Below are 15819 nucleotides of genomic sequence, written 5' to 3' on the forward strand. Positions count from 1 at the left end.
GCTTAACTCACCACATTCTGCGCAGTGCCCTGCCAGAAGCCAGCAAGATTGCTCTCGATCCCGCGCAGCAGGTTGGTCACCCCCTGCTGGCTGGCCCAGGCGATATGCGGCGTCAGCATCAGGTTAGGTACATCAGGTTGCAATAGCGGATGATCGGCAGCAGGTGGTTCACTGGTCAGCACATCCAGCGCCGCCCCGGCAATCACCCCCTGACGCAGGGCGTGGGCCAGCTCGGTTTCGTTGATCAGACCGCCACGCGCAGTGTTGATAAGCAGGGCGGAAGGCTTCATCTGCGCCAGCGCGGATAAATTGATCAGCTGCTTTGTTTCTGGCGTCAGCGGGCAATGCAGCGTCAGCACATCGCTTTGCGCCAGTACCTGCTCAAACGGCACATACCCATCACGCAAGACGCTGCTGCCTTTACGGTCGGCATATAACACTTTCATCCCCAGCGCCTGAGCCATCTCGCCGACGGCGCGGCCAATATCGCCTTTTCCGATGATCCCCAGGGTCGCACCATAGATGTCCTGGATCGGCTGACGATGCACGCAAAAATGCGATGAGGCAGGCCAGGCGCTACGCGTGCTGTTGACGTAGTCCACCAGATGACGTCGCAGGGCAAATAGTGCCGCAATCACCCCTTCCGCCACGCTGCGCGTGGAGTAGCCCGGTACGTTGCTGACGACAATGCCCCGCTCGCGACAGGCCGCCAGATCGATGCAGTCATAACCGGTAGCTGCCACGCAGACGTAACGTAAGGCGGGCAGCTGGCGCAGCGTATCAGCGCGTAACGGCACCTTGTTGGTGATCACCATCTCCGCATCATGCAGCACATGGACCAGTTCCGCCAGCGAGGTGGTGGCGCGATACTGCCAGTCGGTACACCATTGGGGACGTTGTGGCGCGCGCGGCAGGGTATCGCCGTCAAGGGTGACAATCTTCATTGCTTCTCCGCTTTAATGTTTCTCTATTGATCTTGCCAGGTTGCATTAAGGTTAACAAAAGCTGAGTGTTACGTGATTTTTTTCAAAAGATGCGAATTATTTCTTCAATACCTTCAGTTTTTTTAACCCATCACAGGTAATCGCGTTACACTTCCGCCCAATTTAATCAGTAACCTCCGTTTCCGCCATGATGTTTTCGTCTGCAATTCGCCAGCGCCTGACTGCCTGCATCGCCATCGTGGCGGTGTTGTTGCTGTTTGTTGCGCCGGTGGTATCGAAAACGTTGCTGGAACGTCAGAACCACATGCAAAGCATGATGGCCGACATGCCTATGCATCACGATGCCATGCCGGATATGGCGATGCCGGGCATGGATCATCATATGATGGACGATGGCGAATTCGCCTGTGGCTACTGTGATTTGCTGGTGCATGTGCCGTTGATGATGTGGGTGTTTATCCCCTTCATCTGGCTGATGCTGGTCATTTCCCGCGCCCCACCGCTGCCCTGCGTCATCGCGCCGGTGACCCGTCGTCAAGTCGCAACCCACCGACCGCGCGCGCCGCCTGCCCTTCTCTCCTGCTGACATGATTCAATCGGTAGCGCATCCCGCTGGATGACGCTTGAGCATTCTTTTATCGCAAGGAAGACGGCTTTGTCTGCTGTTCACTCTGTAGCACCGCGCGGCGCGGTGCTTAATTTGCTACGCCGCTTACATTTCTATATCGGCCTGTTTGTCGCCCCTTTTATCTTTATCGCTGCGCTGAGCGGCACGCTGTATGTGCTGACACCCCAGCTGGAAAACGTGCTGTATAAAGACGCGTTAAGTGTTCAGCCTGGTGATCACGCACAACCCTTGTCGGCACAAATCGCCGCTGCCCGCGCTTATGCTGGTGAGAAACAACGTATCTATGCCGTTCGCCCGGCACCGGGTGCCAGCGATACCACGCGTGTGCAGTTCAGCGATCCCTCCCTCGGTGCTTCGCAGTCACGTTCAGTATTTATCGATCCCTACACCTTACAGGTGAAAGGCGATATGACGGTCTATGGCACCAGTGGCGTGCTGCCACTGCGCATGACCATCGACCTGCTGCACAGCAGCCTGTTGTTGGGGGACTTTGGCCGCAACTACAGCGAGCTGGCAGCTTCCTGGCTGTGGGTGGCGGCGCTCGGCGGTGTACTGCTGTGGCTGGGGACGCGTCCACGCCGCAAGGCAAAAACGCCACGTGGACGCTTTGCCTTTAGCCGACACTGGCACATCACCCTTGGCCTGACGCTGCTGCTGGGCTTACTGTTTTTCTCCGTCACCGGACTGACCTGGTCGCAATGGGCAGGTGGCAATATTGATCGCTGGCGCACCGAACTGAACTGGCTGACGCCACAGGTCAACACCGCGCTCAACCACGATGAACCTGCGATGGCCGCCGACCCCCATGCCGACCATCAAAGTATGCCGGGTATGGATATGTCGATGATGGCGATGCCGGTACAACATGGCCCGGTCAATGTCGCCGATGGCGACTGGGATCGCGCGTTGCACGCAGCGCGAGCAGCGGGAATTTCGGCTACCAAACTGGAGTTACGTCAGCCAAAAAATACGGATAAGGCATGGACGGTAAGCGAAATCGATCGCAGCTGGCCTACCCAGGTGGATGCCGTGTCAGTGAATCCACAGGATTTCACCATCGTCGATCATGTGTATTTCGATCGTTTCCCGCTGGTGGCGAAGCTGACACGCTGGGGTGTGGATGCGCACATGGGGGTGTTGTTCGGCCTGGCAAATCAGCTGCTGCTGGCGGCCTTCGGTCTGGGTTTATGCACCATGATTGTGTTGGGTTATCGCATGTGGTGGCTGCGTCGTCCACAGCAGGCAGAAACCAGTCCGACCCAGACTCTGACAGCCGCCTGGCTGGCGTTACCACACTATGCCAAAGGGGCCTGTTTGCTGCTGGCACTGGCGCTCGGTTATGCGCTGCCAGTCATGGGCGTGAGTCTGCTGGCGTTTTTGCTGGTCGATATCCTGCGCTTCCGTGCTCAGCAACGCGCACCGGTTGATGCGCAGGTGCTGCTGGCCGCGCAGCAATCGCCGCTTGGCATTATTCGCGCCCGATTTGCCGTGAAACGCAAGGAGATGCGTCACTTCCTGTATGGGCTGTGTGTGCTGGCGCTGATTGTCGGCACGGTGATGAGTAATGCGATTATCGGTGGCGTGATTGAACAATATGGTATCCCGTTCAGCCGCTGGTCACTGACCATGTATCTGACCCAGGGCTTTATGATCGCGCTCTACACTACGGTGTTTACCGCGCTGATGTCGATTCCGCTGTGGTACTTTTTCCTCGGCGAAAAGGATGATGCGCAGGGTTAATACCCCGCACGAACCGTAGCAGCGCGATTAGAAAAACAGCGCGATGAATCGCGCCGCTACGAACCAGTACATGAATTGTAGCGGCGCGATTTATCGCGCATGTCCTGCTAAAAATCAGCCTTCAGCACCACGCGATAATGCGCTTTACCGGCACGGACATGATCGAGCGCGTCATTCACTTTCGACATCGGAAATTCTTCCACGGTCGGCGCGATATCAACGCGTGATGCCAGTTTCAGCAACGCACGCAGCTGACCCGGTGAACCGGTGGAAGAACCCGTAACCGCACGATCGCCAACAATCAGGCTAAATGCCGGAACTTCAAACGGCTTCATCACCGCACCCACGGTGTGGAACTTGCCCTGACGCGCCAGTGCCTGGTAATAGGGTTTCCAGTCGAGATCCACCGCCACAGTGCTGATAATCAAATCAAACTGCCCTGCCAGCGCATTCAGCGCCTCTGGATCACGGCTGTTGACCACACGGTCAGCGCCCATCGCCAGAATCGATTCGGTTTTACCGGCAGACGAACTGAACGCGGTGACTTCCGCCCCCATCGCGCGCAACAGTTTGATCGCCATATGACCGAGGCCACCGATACCAATCACCCCTACGCGGCTGGTCGCGGTGATGTTGTTCATCAACAACGGTTTAAACACCGTGATACCGCCACACAGCAACGGACCGGCGGTGGCGATATCCAGCGATTCCGGCAGCGGGATCACCCATTGCCAGTTAGCGCGCAGATGGCTGGCGAATCCACCGTGGTTATTGATGGTGGAGACCTTACCGTTTTCGCAGTTAACCTGGTCACCGGTGATACAGGCATCGCAATGCTGGCAGCTTTTGGCTGTCCAGCCGATACCGACACGCTGGCCGAGACTTAGCCCTTTATTCTGCGCCGCGTCCCCCAGCGCCACCACGCGGCCAATCACTTCGTGGCCGGCAATCAGCGGATAGGTTGAACCACCCCACTCGTTATCAATCATCGACAGATCAGAGTGGCAGACGCCGCAATAATCCACCTCTACCTGTACATCTTCAGCAGCCAGGGGGCCGGCCTCGTATTCGTAAGGCACCAGCGCCTCACCCGCCTGCATGGCGGCATAGCTCGTAATTTTCATCGCTGTCCTCAGTGGTTGGTCTCTGATGACAGGAGTCTATCAAATCACGCCCCATTATTATGCTGAATAATCATACGATTATGTTAGCACCTGCTGCGAAGCAGCGTTAAAACGGGTCATGGTTAATCGGGCTGCGAAAGGCGTTACGCGCCGCCTCAATCAACTGACTGGCTGTCACCGTCGGCGGCAGGTGCGTCAGCACTTTCATCGCCTGCCAGTAACATAGCACCATCTCTTCATCGCTCTCGTTTTCGGCCATTTCCCTTAACCGCCCACGCAGGGTCAACACATCCAGCGTCTGCTGCTCATCCACCATCTCCGCAATCGTTTGATTGATAACCTGATGGATGATTTTCCAGGAAATTTCGGCAAGCACAATTAACCTCTTTTTTATCTCTTTCAGCTCCGGGCAAATGAATAAAAAAAGGCGCGGCGGTCGCAGCGCCTGAAACAACGAAAATGTAGGATAACTATAGTTGGTTATTTGGCTGGCAAAGGGCATCGCGCCTGACAATTTCGTAGCTCGCGGATCTGTAAACTGATTTTTATCTGGCACGGATTATGACACCTGAGAATGGCTTTGTAACAAAAAAGCCTGAGCTTGTGCTGGTCGCCGCCGCAACGCTTTGTCAAAGTAGGAAAACTTTTTCTCTCTAAAGGGAGTCACGATGAGTCAGTCAACCGCATTGCATGCCGATCCACTGGTCTGGGGCCACGGCCCGAAGGTGTTTGAAGTGTTTCTCGAACCTACCTGCCCGTTTTCGGTGCGCGCATTTAATAAGTTCGATGCGTTATTAAACCTGGTCGGCGAAGAGAAGATGACGCTGAAAATCCGTTTGCAATCACAGCCGTGGCATATGTATTCCGGCCTGATTGTGCGCTACATTCTTGCCGCGTCCACCCTGCCCGCAGGCAAAGCCGCCGCCAAAGCGGTGCTGAAAGCAGTGGCCGATCACCGCGAAGAGTTTGAGTTCACCGATCACGCCCGCGGCCCCAATATGGACACCACGCCGAACCAGCTCCTCGATCGTCTGGAGCAATACAGCGGTGTCAATGCACGCGAGCCTTTTGACCGTGCCGAATTGCAGAATGAAATCAAATGGCATTGCAAATATTCACGCCAGAACGGTATCCACGTGTCACCCACCTTTATTGTCAATGGGCTGGTGCAGGCGGATATTGGCAGTGGTGATGAGATCGAATCCTGGGCAAAACGTATTCTTGCCTGACTCCCGAGGCCCGCGTCGTCGGGCCTTTCGCTATATTTCGCAATAGTTTACTCCTTGCCTCATTATGCTTATCCTGTTAATCGTTATTTACCTAATTATATAGCGAGAAATGGAATGCAACATAAACTGCTTAGCGCGCTTCTGCTCACCGCAGGCGCGAGTCTTAGTCTTAATGCCCTGGCAAATACCGACATCCGCGTCACCTACGCCGGTTCGATGGGCAAAGTCATGGACCAGGCGTTAGGTCCAGCGTTTGCTAAAGAAAATAACGGTAATTACCAGGGACAAGGCCAGGGGGCTTACGGCATGGCTCGCCTGCTGGCGAGTAAGAAAATCACTGCCGATGTGTTTGTTTCCATCACCCCAGGGCCGATGCAGATCCTGAAAGATGCCGGACTGATTGATACCGCGGTGCCGGTTGCCAGTACCAGCATGGTGATCGCCTACAGCCCTAAGGGTAAATACGCGCAGCAGTTTGCTCAGGCCAAAGGCAGCGATGCCAGCTGGCTGAAAGTGCTGGCAACGCCAGGACTGAAATTTGGCCGCACCGATCCTATTAACGATCCGAAAGGTCAGAATATCGTCTTTACCCTGCTGTTGGCTGAGAAGTATTACCACCAGCCGGGCATCGCCGAAAAAATCATGGGCGGGGTACAAAACCCGGCGCAAACCCATCTGGAAGGTGGCCTGCTGGCACGCCTGGAGAGCGGCCAGGTTGATGCTGCGGCCGGTTACGAAAGTGAGGTGATCTCCGCCCATCTGCCCTATATCGCACTGCCGGATGAAATCAATCTGAGCAATCCGGATCAGGCGAAACAGTGGTATGACACGGTCAGCTTCCAGGTGAAAGACAGCAAAGGCGAGGAAAAAACCCTGCATACTCAGCCGATGGTGTACTACGCTGCGGTGCTGAAAAATGCGCCGAACGGCACCGCGGCCGGTAAAGCCTTCGTTGACTTTATGCTGAGCCAGCCAGGCCAGGCGCTGCTGAAACAGAACGGCTATGCGGCACCGAAAGGTGGCGTGCTGTACCAGCCATGAGAAAACGCCAGTCCACCGCGTTGTGGCTCTCACTTCCGGCCCTGTTGCTGCTGGCTGTCCCGTTCGTCACGCTGATTGGCGTGACGCACTGGCAGCATCTGCGGCTGGCATGGGGCGATAGCCATGCCATCGCCACCTCCCTCGCGCTGGGAGGGGTGGCGCTGTTGCTGATTTTTCTCAGCGGATTACCGGTGGCCTGGTGGCTGTCACAGGCGCGGGGAAAAGCGCGCCTGATCGTGGAATTGCTGGTGTTGATCCCGCTACTCACGCCACCGCTGGCGATGGGGATTTTGCTGGTGAGTGCCTATGGGCCTTACAGTCTGCCCGGCGAGTTACTGGGACGGTTCGGCATGACGCTGGTGAATAACCCGGCAGCCTTTGTGTTGGCGCAATGGTATGGCGCGTTGCCTTACTTTGTCACTGCCGCACGTTCCGCCTTCGCTGGCGTGCCGAAAGAAATTCTTGAAGCCGGTCGCACCCTCGGCGCACCGCCCTGGCAACGTTTCTGGCGATTATCCGTGCCGCTGGCCGCTCCGGGCCTGGCTTCCGCCACCGCCCTGGCCTGGGTGCGTGCCATGGGCGAATTCGGTATCGTGATGATCTTTGCCTACTTCCCCCAGGGGATGCCGGTACAGCTGTACAACAACCTGCAAAATGACGGCGTCGATGCCGTGTATGTGCTGCTATGGTTGTTGTTGCTGTTTACCTTACCGGTGCCGCTGCTGTGCTTTGTCACTTCGCGACGTCTGCAACAGGGGAAAGTCGCGCTGGTATAACATCGTCACCCTGAGTGCCAGCGCTCCACGCGCCGCGCACTCTCCTCCACTGCCTGTTTAATGCTGGCCAGCAAGGGTTCCATATCCAGCGGTTTGATGAAAAAGGCAAAGGCATCGTGGCGATATTCCTCTGGCGTGTCATGGTCGGCCATAATAATCACCGGCAATAACGGGTGACGTTGGGTGTGCTCCGCCAGCCAGTTTTGTCCGTTGATGTCCGGCAGCGGCACATCGAGTAGCAGACAACCCCGTAACGGCCTGGCTCCCGCTGTGGCGGCCTCAAAATCGGTAAGATCAATAAAGTCCACCACCTGATAATCCAGCGCTTTCAACAGGAACCCAAGGGATTCGCTCACGGATACGTCGTCTTCCACTAACCAGACCGTCGCAATCATCAATTTACCCCGCAGCTAAAAACGTCATGCGAGCGCTGATAATAGTCTGCGTACGGCCACATCTCCACCGGCGAAAATCAGCCATAAAGCCGCATTCCGCCGGGGATTTGTGTGAATAGCACCAGGTTAAAAAACAGCATATCCTGCGAACGTCAGGCACATCGGGAGGATAATTATCTGACTCCAGCACTGGCGTGGTCTTGCTTTTTGCACCACACCAGTGCGAAATCAGATATTTCTAAGGCATCGTGTAAAATCTACTTACACTCAAGTGAGGCGGACTAGCTGTTGCGTTGCAAATGGCTGCTGACAAAGGCCTTACAACGCGGCGAAATCGGGTCGCTGAACACCTGCTGCGGTGAGCCTGACTCTTCGATTTTACCCTGATGCAAAAACACCGCTTTATTGGAAACATCGCGGGCAAACCCCATCTCGTGCGTCACGATAATCATGGTACGCCCCTCCTCCGCCAGCCCGCGGATCACGCGCAGCACTTCCCCCACCAGTTCAGGATCCAGCGCCGAAGTCGGTTCATCGAACAGAATCGCCTTCGGCTGCTGCGCCAGCGCGCGGGCAATCGCCACACGTTGCTGTTGTCCGCCCGAAAGCTGTGACGGCCAGGCGTTGCGTTTTTCATACAACCCCACTTTGTGCAACAGCGCTTCGGCCTCTTCCAGCGCCTCTTTAGAACTGCGCTTTTGGACATGCACCGGGGCTTCCATGATGTTCTGCAACACGGTTTTATGCGGCCACAGATTAAAGCTCTGGAACACAAAACCCAGTTGCATCCGCATCAGCTTGATGCGGTTACGCTGCTCGCGATTCAGCTTTTCATGCGGATTATCGATGGTGACCACTTCGTCACCTACCGCGATCTCGCCCCCCTGGGGAATTTCGAGGAACGGGATGCAGCGCAGCAGGGTACTTTTGCCCGAACCACTGGCACCGATCAGCGAAATCACATCGCCATCCTGTGCTGTCAGGCTGATGTCGTGCAGCACTTCATGGCCACCGTAACTTTTTCTGAGATGGCTCAGGGCGATAGTCGGTTTGCTCATTAACGTGCTCCAGCGTAATAAGGGGACAAACGGCGCTCCAGCAGCGCCACACCTTTGCTCACCAGCACGGTCAGCAGCAGGTAGATAATCGCCGCGCTGATAAATACCTCCAGCGCGCGGAAGGTCTCGGACACAATCGAATCGGCAATGCCGGTCATCTCCATCAGACTGATGGTGCTGACCAGCGACGTTGATTTAATCATCGAGATGATTTCATTGCTGTAAGCAGGCAATGCCTGACGCACGGCAATTGGCAGCGTGATGCGACGCAGCATGGTAAAGCGCGACATGCCGCACACCTTCGCCGCTTCCAGCGATTGCACGCTCACCGCATTCAGGCCACCGCGCAGAATTTCCGAGGTGTACGCTGCATCATTAAGAATCAGGGCTATCAGGCCACACCAGTAAGGATCACGCAGCAGCGGCCAGAAGAGGCTCTCGCGCACCGCCGGTAAGCTGCCGAGTCCGTAATAGATCATGAAAATCTGAATCAGCAACGGCGTGCCGCGAAACAGCCAGACATAAAACCGCGCGACATAGCTGCCCACGCGGTTTTGTCGCAGCAAATTCAGCAGTAGCGCCAGCATCCCGCCGCCCAGCAGCGACAGGACAGCAAGATTCAGCGTGAGCGGTAATCCGCGCAGCAGCGCCACCAGCGTGTGCTGCAAAAAGGAAAAATCCATCGGGCCTCCTTACAACCGGGCGCGTTGTTGCCCGCGCATGGCCACTTTTTCCACATAGCGGAAGACAAAATCGGAACAGGTGGTGATGATCAGGTAAATCACCGCACCCACGCTGTAGAAAAAGAACGGCATTTGCGTTGAATTGGAGGCGGTAGAAATCTGGTTCATGGTTTCGACCAGGCCGGTCACTGAGACCAGCGCCGATTCCTTAATCACCGATTGCCACTGGTTACCCATGCCAGGTAACGCAGTTTTCAGCGCCTGCGGCACAATCATGCGGCGAAACAACATCAGACGCCCCATGCCGGTGACGGTCGCTGCTTCCAGCGTCCCTTTCGGGATGGCGTGGTAAGCCCCACGGAACACGCCGCTTTGATACGCACCCGAGATCAACCCGATGGCGATGGCTCCGGCGACGAAGCCGTTCACATCGAACGGCCCCGGTAAATCGAGCAACGCGCCAAAGAAGCCCACCACCTGGCGGCCACCAAAGTAAAACAGGTAGATCACCAACAATTCCGGCACACCGCGAAACAGCGTGATATAGCCACCCGCCAGCCGTTGTTGCCAGCGCGAGCCACCAATCTGCATCCAGCACAACAAGCTGCCAAGAATTGCGCCCAGCAACCAGGCGCAGAGAGAAACGGTCACGGTGACGGTAGCAGCATTGAGCAATACGCCGCCCCACCCTTCATCACCGAATCCTAACAGTTGCCAGTCGATAGTCATAAGCGTCAGGCATTATTCCGCAGGTGCGACGTTCTCGCCGAACCACTTAATAGAAAGCTGTTTCAGCGTGCCATCTTTGATCATTGAGACCAGCGCAGCATCCAGCGCGGCTTTCAGCTCTGGATTGTTTTTACGCAACGCAATCGCTGACCCCTGACCCAGCACACCACCGACAAAACCATAGCCGGTGCTGTTCACGGTATCCGCATGTTTTTTCACATAGGCATTGAGGTTAGTACGTGACGCCATCACCGCATCAACGCGGCCATTCAGCAGATCGGCGAAGGTTTCCGGGCCACCCTGATAGGTGCGGATGGTCGCCACATCAGACAGATATTTGTTAAGGAAGTCAGCCTGGATGGTGGCAACCTGCACCGCAATGGTTTTGCCTTTGAACTTCGCTTTCAGCGCGTCGATGGCTTTGGTCATACCCGCTTCATCACCGGCCTGCACCACTTCGTTGTTACCTGGCAGGGTATCCAGCGCACTACCTTTCAGGGTGACAAAGCCCGACACGCTGACGGTGTATTGATGGGTGAAATCCACCACTTCTTCACGCTTCGGCGTGACGGTTACCGCATCCACCACCGCATCGTATTTGCCATCGACCAGGCCGGGGATCATGCCTGACCATTTCTGTGCCACCAGCTCGTATTTGAAGCCAACGCGTTTTGCCAGTTCTGCCACCATATCCGGCTCGTAACCGACAATTTTACCGCTCGGCGTGGATTGGTTGAACGGAGGATAAGCCGCTTCGGTGGCAAATTTCAGGGTGCCAAAATCTTTCGCCTGGACCAGAGCAGAAGTGGCAAGCAGCAGCATGCCAACGGAAGCGGTGAAAAGCCCTTTACGCATCATCATAAAACCTCAGGATTTGTTATTGATTGCTGGAGAGTAAATCGATGGCTAAACGGGCTAACGCCTGAGTGCCTGCATGAATACTGCGCTCGTCGGGTTGATAATCCGAGTTGTGCAGGTGATCGTCGCGTCCTGGCGCGCCGGAACCAATATGGATCTGGCATCCCGGTGCCCGTTCGGTAAACAGCGAGAAATCCTCAGCGCCAAAGCTGGCACTGGGTTTAGCGATAATCGCTTTACCGAACTGATGGGACAGGATGGTTTCCAGTTGGTCAATCAGCGCATCGTCATTCATCAGTGGTGGTACACCGCGCTGATAATTGACCTCAATACGCGTATTCAGCGCCAGCGCCACCCCCGCGCAAATACGTTTGAACGCCGTCTCGATATGTGCGCGTGCCGCCGGAGACTTCGCCCGCACCGTGCCCTGAATCAGGCAGCTATCAGAAATGATATTGTGCGTGGTGCCACCGTGGATATGACCAACAGTCAGCACCGCCGAGTTAGCCGGATCGAGTTCACGGGAAACAATAGTTTGCAACTGGGTGATCAGATGCACCGCCGCAATGATTGGATCGGTACCCATATGCGGGCGCGCCGCATGGGTTGAGGTGCCGTGCACCACCAAATCAAACTCATCGCTGGAGGCAGTACTGGCCCCGCGTGTCAGGCCGATTTCACCGGCTGCCAGTTCCGGTTTGTTATGCAGCGTAATCGCCAGATCGACGCCATCTGCCGCGCCATCGGCGATCATCGCTTCCGCACCACTTTCCGGCGTTTCTTCCGCAGGCTGAAAAATCAGGCGTACCGTGCCGTGCAGCTGGTCACGATAATGCGGCAGGATGGATGCCACGCCCAGCAACGTCGCGGTATGAATATCATGGCCACAGGCATGCATTTTACCCGGATAATTGCTGCTGAACGGCAACCCGGTTTGCTCGTGAATCGGCAGCGCATCCATATCGGCACGCAATAATACGGTTTTACCGGGATGAGCACCGACGATGTCCAGCATCACACCGGTTTTCCCTACGCCGGTTTTCGGCGTCAGGCCAAGAGCTAACAACTCCTGCTCAACGATTTTCGCGGTACGGTGAGTATCGAAACCCAGTTCAGGATGGGCGTGAATATCACGACGGATATTGATGAGATGTGCTTCCAGGCTTTCGCTTCTGGCACTGATTTCCCGGGCCAAAGTGGCTTGATGGTCTTTCATGGTTGCGGTGATCTTTTTCAGGCTTGCGCCCGGCCTATATGGCATTTTTATGAAGAAAGTCTCTGTATTTATTCACAGCCCCTGGCAGAATGCAACGCGCAATCTTGCGGGTTACTTGCTGAATTTTCGTGATATTTTGCTAATCCCCTGCGAAAGCAGGATAAAAATCCATGTGCGGGAAAGGAAGCAGTCATAACATTCATAATCGGCTGCGGATCATCAGTATTTCTGATTTTGTTACTGAACAAACGATTGCTGGATATTTAGGCAATCTGGCTGTTGTACCAAAACCATAAGCGTATGCGGTAATTCATAAAAGCCATTCATCTGATTCAGTAAACTGGGTTTATTTGATGCTCGTTGTTAGTAAGACGGCTTCATAAATTTTGTTTTACTATCAGGAGATTAATGTGATTCGGGCTTCAATACCACATGCAGAACTTAGAACCTATGATTTGAACACAGAACAAATCCAGCCCCGTCGGGCCTCGCAGGATCCGCTGCCTTTTACCAGCGGTAATGCTGCAAACCCCTACCTTGCCACTCCAATCTGTTCAGAACCGGGGGGTGATATTTCCCCGCCTGCACGTTCGGTCAATGCGCTTTTGGCTTTCCAGACTGAGCAATTGAACATCGCAGAATTTGTCATGGACAAATTGAAACTCAATAAAAACACGTTGCAATTGATACCAGGACTTTTAAAAACGACAGGGTCAGGTATGCAGATGGCCAGTAAAGAACAAATAAACACCTCAAAAAAATTAAATAGCAAACTCATCGATAATATTTCAACTGCATTCAGTAATAAACATCGAGTGCCCCTGAAAGACGTTAAAAGCATCATAAAAAAAGAATTCAAAGCAGCGGCAATAAAAATACGCAACAGCAATAACTGGGATAAAATAAATACAAAGATTGCACACGGCGACCATAATTATATCAGCACCCTGACTCCCGCCGGGAAAATGAAGGCTGGCATCCATGATATCTTCCAGCAATCCTATCTGGATAAAGGTGTTTGCAGTGCAACCACTACTGATACCCAACACGCCACCAATTTATGGATGTCGGAAATTACGGTTCCTGATAAGGATGGTCGCCCTGAGGCGTTATTTAACGGCATCCGCCACGGTATTCTCTCACCTTACGGATTGAAAAAGAGCGATCCTGCTCGTCAGGCCGGTGCCATCACTCGGGCAAAGGAAGTATTAACTGCAGCTTTATATGCAAAACCAGATTTGTTACAGCGCGCGCTCTCCGGCCAGGTCGTTCCTTTGAACCTGGTTTCCACCTCACTCGCCACCGCAAGCAAGCCAGGAAAAGAGGATGGTATGGTCGCTGACCAAATGCATGCCTGGCAAGCATTGACCCAACAAACGCCTCTGAGTCTTACCATCAGGAATGAACAGGGCGAATTAAAACAGATAAAGGTCAATCTGAAGGTTGTTGCATTCAGTCTGGGGGTTAACGAAATGGCACTGAAGTTCAAACTGGGCTGGACTGCCTCAGATAAATATAATGATCAGGCACTGAAGCAACTATTTGGCCCTGAACTGAAATTCACTACGCAACCTCAAGGTATGGTTGGCGAATATCTGAAAACCAACCCTGAGAATGGAGCAAAAGTACGGGAACTTAGCCAGCAGCTCAGGGATATCTTTATTAAAAAATCCCACCATCATGATGGAGGTGAGCCCTACAAGGCAGCACAACGCATCACCATGCTGGCATATGAAATTGGTGCTGTACCGTGCTGGAACTGTAAAAGTGGCAAAGACAGAACAGGCATGCTGGATGCAGAAATCAAAAGGGAGGTGATAAGCCAGCATCAGGGAAAACCATTAAGTCAACCGGGTCGTCTGCAAAGTAAAGCCGATAAGGAATTATTTCAGAACGTCCTGGTTAATGGTGGTAATGCAGAGGTTCAGGCGTATAACACCAGTGTTGCAGGTAATAAAGTCATTAAGTCCTTACCTCTTCCCGGAATGAATCTGTCATTTAATGAGCGTATTGGAAACAACCAGGTATTGAAAGCAACACAAGGGTTATCAAAACTGGTTTATAGCTGAGGAATTATGTCGAATATTATTTATAGTCTTTATGACGCTCTCGGGTTGGAAATAGACGGTGATGACCCGGTTTTAATCGTTGATAAGGAACTGACCATTTACTTCAATGAGTCAGACCATACGCTGGAGATGTGTTGTCCTGTTGGGCCATTGCCCAACACGGTAGATGATTTGCAAAGAGTCTTGCAACTTAACTATTCCAGCCCGGTGATGCTGGCAACGGATGCCGATAAGACTGCGCTGTTAGCCCTGTTACGCCTTCCGGCAACCAGTTCTGCGGCAGAAGTAGAATCGGGACTCCACCAACTCATCAGCGTGTGCCGCATGCTATGTAAAAATGGCTTTTCCAACACAGTATAGTTTTGAACGGGCGTTGAGAAACAGGGAAGATCAACGGGCGAAATTAGCACGGATACCCTTGCCCGATGCCCCACTACAGGCGGGCATCGGTGATCATCAGGCTGGCGATTTCACCCTGAAATCCGCAAAAAACGCTGTGGCGTATCACCCAGCAAACGGCGGAACATGGAGATAAACGCGCTGGGACTTTGATAGCCGAGCTGACTGGCAATGCGTAGTACCGGTTGTCCCTGTGCCAGTTGCACCAGCGCTTCTGATAATCGCAATTGCTGCCGCCATTGCGTAAAGGTAATACCGGTTTGATCGCGGAACAGACGCGCCAGGGTACGCGAGCTGGCCCCAACGCGATTGCCCCACTCTTCCAGCGTGTCACTACTGGCCGGAGTTTGCAGCAACTGCTGGCAAATGTTCATCAGACGACGATCGGCAGGTAACGGCAACACACAGACCGCCCCTTCGGGTGCGCGATGGATTTCATCCAGCAACAACGGTGTAATCAGTTCCACCCGCAACGGATCGGGGTTAGATTGTTGTTCCATCTCCACCAGCGTCTGCATTAACGCCTGGAGCAAGGGCGAAATCATCATGCTGCGAGCTTCCGGCCAGAAGGTGCAAGCCACCACCGGTTCCAGATACAGACTCAGGCTGCGAATATCGCTCAGTGCCGTTAACGCATGAGGTAAAGTCCCCGGCAGCCACAGCGCCCTGCCCGGTGTTAATGTCCATGATGCGCTGTGCGTCTGCACCCGCATCACTCCCTGCAAACAGAGCACCAGCTGCGCCACTTCATGGGCATGCCAGCGCTCCTCACGCCCCGCGTGATAATGCATTTCCCGTGTGGTTAATAAGGGTAAGGTCGGGCTGGCATCGGTTAGCCGTGGTTTGTTCAACACCATCACATCCAATCCTGTCAGATTGCCGATTGCTGTCCGCTTTGCGTTATTGAACCAACCAATCGCGCGAAGCCGC

At 54.3% G+C, this 15819-nt stretch carries 17 protein-coding genes; 7 read left to right on the forward strand and 10 right to left on the reverse strand.

The annotated features are described in order from the left end of the window. Positions 1-2: 2 nt before the first annotated feature. Positions 3-944, reverse strand: a complete 942-nt coding sequence (locus AC6I8X_RS22550) for a D-2-hydroxyacid dehydrogenase (RefSeq protein WP_497841178.1) — start codon at positions 942-944, stop codon at positions 3-5. A gap of 187 nt (positions 945-1131) precedes the next feature. On the opposite strand from AC6I8X_RS22550, the gene AC6I8X_RS22555 reads away from it, so the two are divergent. Both AC6I8X_RS22555 and AC6I8X_RS22560 read left to right on the forward strand, forming a co-directional pair. After that, complete coding sequence (locus AC6I8X_RS22555) at positions 1132-1530, forward strand: DUF2946 domain-containing protein (protein ID WP_313682896.1); 399 nt, start codon at positions 1132-1134, stop codon at positions 1528-1530. A gap of 30 nt (positions 1531-1560) precedes the next feature. Beyond that, positions 1561-3312: a DUF2534 family protein gene (locus tag AC6I8X_RS22560; RefSeq protein ID WP_497841179.1), complete on the forward strand. Its 1752-nt coding sequence runs from the start codon at positions 1561-1563 to the stop codon at positions 3310-3312. A 107-nt stretch (positions 3313-3419) separates the two neighbouring features. On the opposite strand, the gene ahr is transcribed toward AC6I8X_RS22560, so the two are convergent. After that, complete coding sequence (gene ahr / locus AC6I8X_RS22565; protein ID WP_299450569.1) at positions 3420-4436, reverse strand: NADPH-dependent aldehyde reductase Ahr; 1017 nt, start codon at positions 4434-4436, stop codon at positions 3420-3422. Positions 4437-4542: 106 nt separating this feature from the next. After that, positions 4543-4812 (reverse strand): hypothetical protein, encoded by a 270-nt coding sequence (locus tag AC6I8X_RS22570; protein WP_208717844.1) that lies wholly within the window; start codon positions 4810-4812, stop codon positions 4543-4545. Between the two features lie 292 nt (positions 4813-5104). Between AC6I8X_RS22570 and AC6I8X_RS22575 the strand changes: the two genes are divergently transcribed. The 3 genes from AC6I8X_RS22575 (at position 5105) to AC6I8X_RS22585 (ending at position 7482) form a co-directional block, all read left to right on the forward strand. Then, positions 5105-5665: a DsbA family protein gene (locus AC6I8X_RS22575; protein WP_313682904.1), complete on the forward strand. Its 561-nt coding sequence runs from the start codon at positions 5105-5107 to the stop codon at positions 5663-5665. A 114-nt stretch (positions 5666-5779) separates the two neighbouring features. Next, a complete protein-coding gene (locus tag AC6I8X_RS22580) occupies positions 5780-6706 on the forward strand; it encodes an extracellular solute-binding protein (RefSeq protein WP_084880424.1) in 927 nt (308 codons plus the stop codon). Beyond that, on the forward strand, positions 6703-7482 hold the full coding sequence (locus AC6I8X_RS22585) for a molybdate ABC transporter permease subunit (RefSeq protein ID WP_313682906.1): 780 nt from the start codon (positions 6703-6705) through the stop codon (positions 7480-7482). Before AC6I8X_RS22580 ends, AC6I8X_RS22585 begins: the two co-directional genes overlap by 4 nt. A gap of 5 nt (positions 7483-7487) precedes the next feature. Here the strand turns inward: AC6I8X_RS22585 and AC6I8X_RS22590 are convergent, their stop codons facing one another. From AC6I8X_RS22590 to AC6I8X_RS22615, 6 genes are all read right to left on the reverse strand, one after another. Next, positions 7488-7877 carry a response regulator transcription factor gene (locus tag AC6I8X_RS22590; RefSeq protein WP_497841180.1) on the reverse strand — a complete coding sequence of 130 codons (390 nt, stop codon included), beginning with the start codon at positions 7875-7877 and terminating at the stop codon, positions 7488-7490. Positions 7878-8158: 281 nt separating this feature from the next. Further along, positions 8159-8935, reverse strand: a complete 777-nt coding sequence (locus tag AC6I8X_RS22595) for an ABC transporter ATP-binding protein (protein WP_497841181.1) — start codon at positions 8933-8935, stop codon at positions 8159-8161. Beyond that, complete coding sequence (locus AC6I8X_RS22600) at positions 8935-9618, reverse strand: ABC transporter permease (protein ID WP_313682912.1); 684 nt, start codon at positions 9616-9618, stop codon at positions 8935-8937. The genes AC6I8X_RS22595 and AC6I8X_RS22600 overlap by 1 nt, the downstream gene beginning before the upstream one ends. A 9-nt stretch (positions 9619-9627) precedes the next feature. Further along, positions 9628-10347: an ABC transporter permease gene (locus tag AC6I8X_RS22605; protein ID WP_084880409.1), complete on the reverse strand. Its 720-nt coding sequence runs from the start codon at positions 10345-10347 to the stop codon at positions 9628-9630. Positions 10348-10359: 12 nt separating this feature from the next. Next, a complete protein-coding gene (locus AC6I8X_RS22610; protein WP_299450553.1) occupies positions 10360-11208 on the reverse strand; it encodes a transporter substrate-binding domain-containing protein in 849 nt (282 codons plus the stop codon). 16 nt (positions 11209-11224) lie between these two features. Continuing rightward, positions 11225-12421, reverse strand: coding sequence for a M20 metallopeptidase family protein (locus AC6I8X_RS22615; protein ID WP_299450550.1), 1197 nt, complete (start codon positions 12419-12421; stop codon positions 11225-11227). A 410-nt stretch (positions 12422-12831) separates the two neighbouring features. Between AC6I8X_RS22615 and AC6I8X_RS22620 the strand changes: the two genes are divergently transcribed. Both AC6I8X_RS22620 and AC6I8X_RS22625 read left to right on the forward strand, forming a co-directional pair. After that, positions 12832-14490 (forward strand): inositol phosphate phosphatase SopB, encoded by a 1659-nt coding sequence (locus AC6I8X_RS22620; RefSeq protein WP_497841182.1) that lies wholly within the window; start codon positions 12832-12834, stop codon positions 14488-14490. 6 nt (positions 14491-14496) lie between these two features. Further along, positions 14497-14850, forward strand: a complete 354-nt coding sequence (locus AC6I8X_RS22625) for a hypothetical protein (protein ID WP_497841183.1) — start codon at positions 14497-14499, stop codon at positions 14848-14850. Positions 14851-14960: 110 nt separating this feature from the next. On the opposite strand, the gene AC6I8X_RS22630 is transcribed toward AC6I8X_RS22625, so the two are convergent. After that, the gene (locus tag AC6I8X_RS22630; RefSeq protein WP_497841184.1) at positions 14961-15746 is read right to left on the reverse strand and encodes an AraC family transcriptional regulator; all 786 of its coding nucleotides are present in this window, start codon (positions 15744-15746) and stop codon (positions 14961-14963) included. Positions 15747-15819 lie beyond the last annotated feature (73 nt).

The organism is Pantoea sp. X-Soil-TKNS-1280, from assembly GCF_059730475.1.

Bases quoted from the DNA above. Each gene is read 5' to 3' on its own strand.
- AC6I8X_RS22555 (WP_313682896.1), top strand. From the start codon at position 1,132: ATGATGTTTTCGTCTGCAATTCGCCAGCGCCTGACTGCCTGCATCGCC.
- AC6I8X_RS22605 (WP_084880409.1), bottom strand. From the start codon at position 10,347: ATGACTATCGACTGGCAACTGTTAGGATTCGGTGATGAAGGGTGGGGC.
- AC6I8X_RS22630 (WP_497841184.1), bottom strand. From the start codon at position 15,746: ATGGTGTTGAACAAACCACGGCTAACCGATGCCAGCCCGACCTTACCC.
- AC6I8X_RS22580 (WP_084880424.1), top strand. From the start codon at position 5,780: ATGCAACATAAACTGCTTAGCGCGCTTCTGCTCACCGCAGGCGCGAGT.
- AC6I8X_RS22585 (WP_313682906.1), top strand. From the start codon at position 6,703: ATGAGAAAACGCCAGTCCACCGCGTTGTGGCTCTCACTTCCGGCCCTG.
- AC6I8X_RS22550 (WP_497841178.1), bottom strand. From the start codon at position 944: ATGAAGATTGTCACCCTTGACGGCGATACCCTGCCGCGCGCGCCACAA.
- ahr (WP_299450569.1), bottom strand. From the start codon at position 4,436: ATGAAAATTACGAGCTATGCCGCCATGCAGGCGGGTGAGGCGCTGGTG.
- AC6I8X_RS22610 (WP_299450553.1), bottom strand. From the start codon at position 11,208: ATGATGATGCGTAAAGGGCTTTTCACCGCTTCCGTTGGCATGCTGCTG.
- AC6I8X_RS22590 (WP_497841180.1), bottom strand. From the start codon at position 7,877: ATGATTGCGACGGTCTGGTTAGTGGAAGACGACGTATCCGTGAGCGAA.
- AC6I8X_RS22600 (WP_313682912.1), bottom strand. From the start codon at position 9,618: ATGGATTTTTCCTTTTTGCAGCACACGCTGGTGGCGCTGCTGCGCGGA.
- AC6I8X_RS22560 (WP_497841179.1), top strand. From the start codon at position 1,561: ATGACGCTTGAGCATTCTTTTATCGCAAGGAAGACGGCTTTGTCTGCT.
- AC6I8X_RS22625 (WP_497841183.1), top strand. From the start codon at position 14,497: ATGTCGAATATTATTTATAGTCTTTATGACGCTCTCGGGTTGGAAATA.
- AC6I8X_RS22615 (WP_299450550.1), bottom strand. From the start codon at position 12,421: ATGAAAGACCATCAAGCCACTTTGGCCCGGGAAATCAGTGCCAGAAGC.
- AC6I8X_RS22575 (WP_313682904.1), top strand. From the start codon at position 5,105: ATGAGTCAGTCAACCGCATTGCATGCCGATCCACTGGTCTGGGGCCAC.
- AC6I8X_RS22595 (WP_497841181.1), bottom strand. From the start codon at position 8,935: ATGAGCAAACCGACTATCGCCCTGAGCCATCTCAGAAAAAGTTACGGT.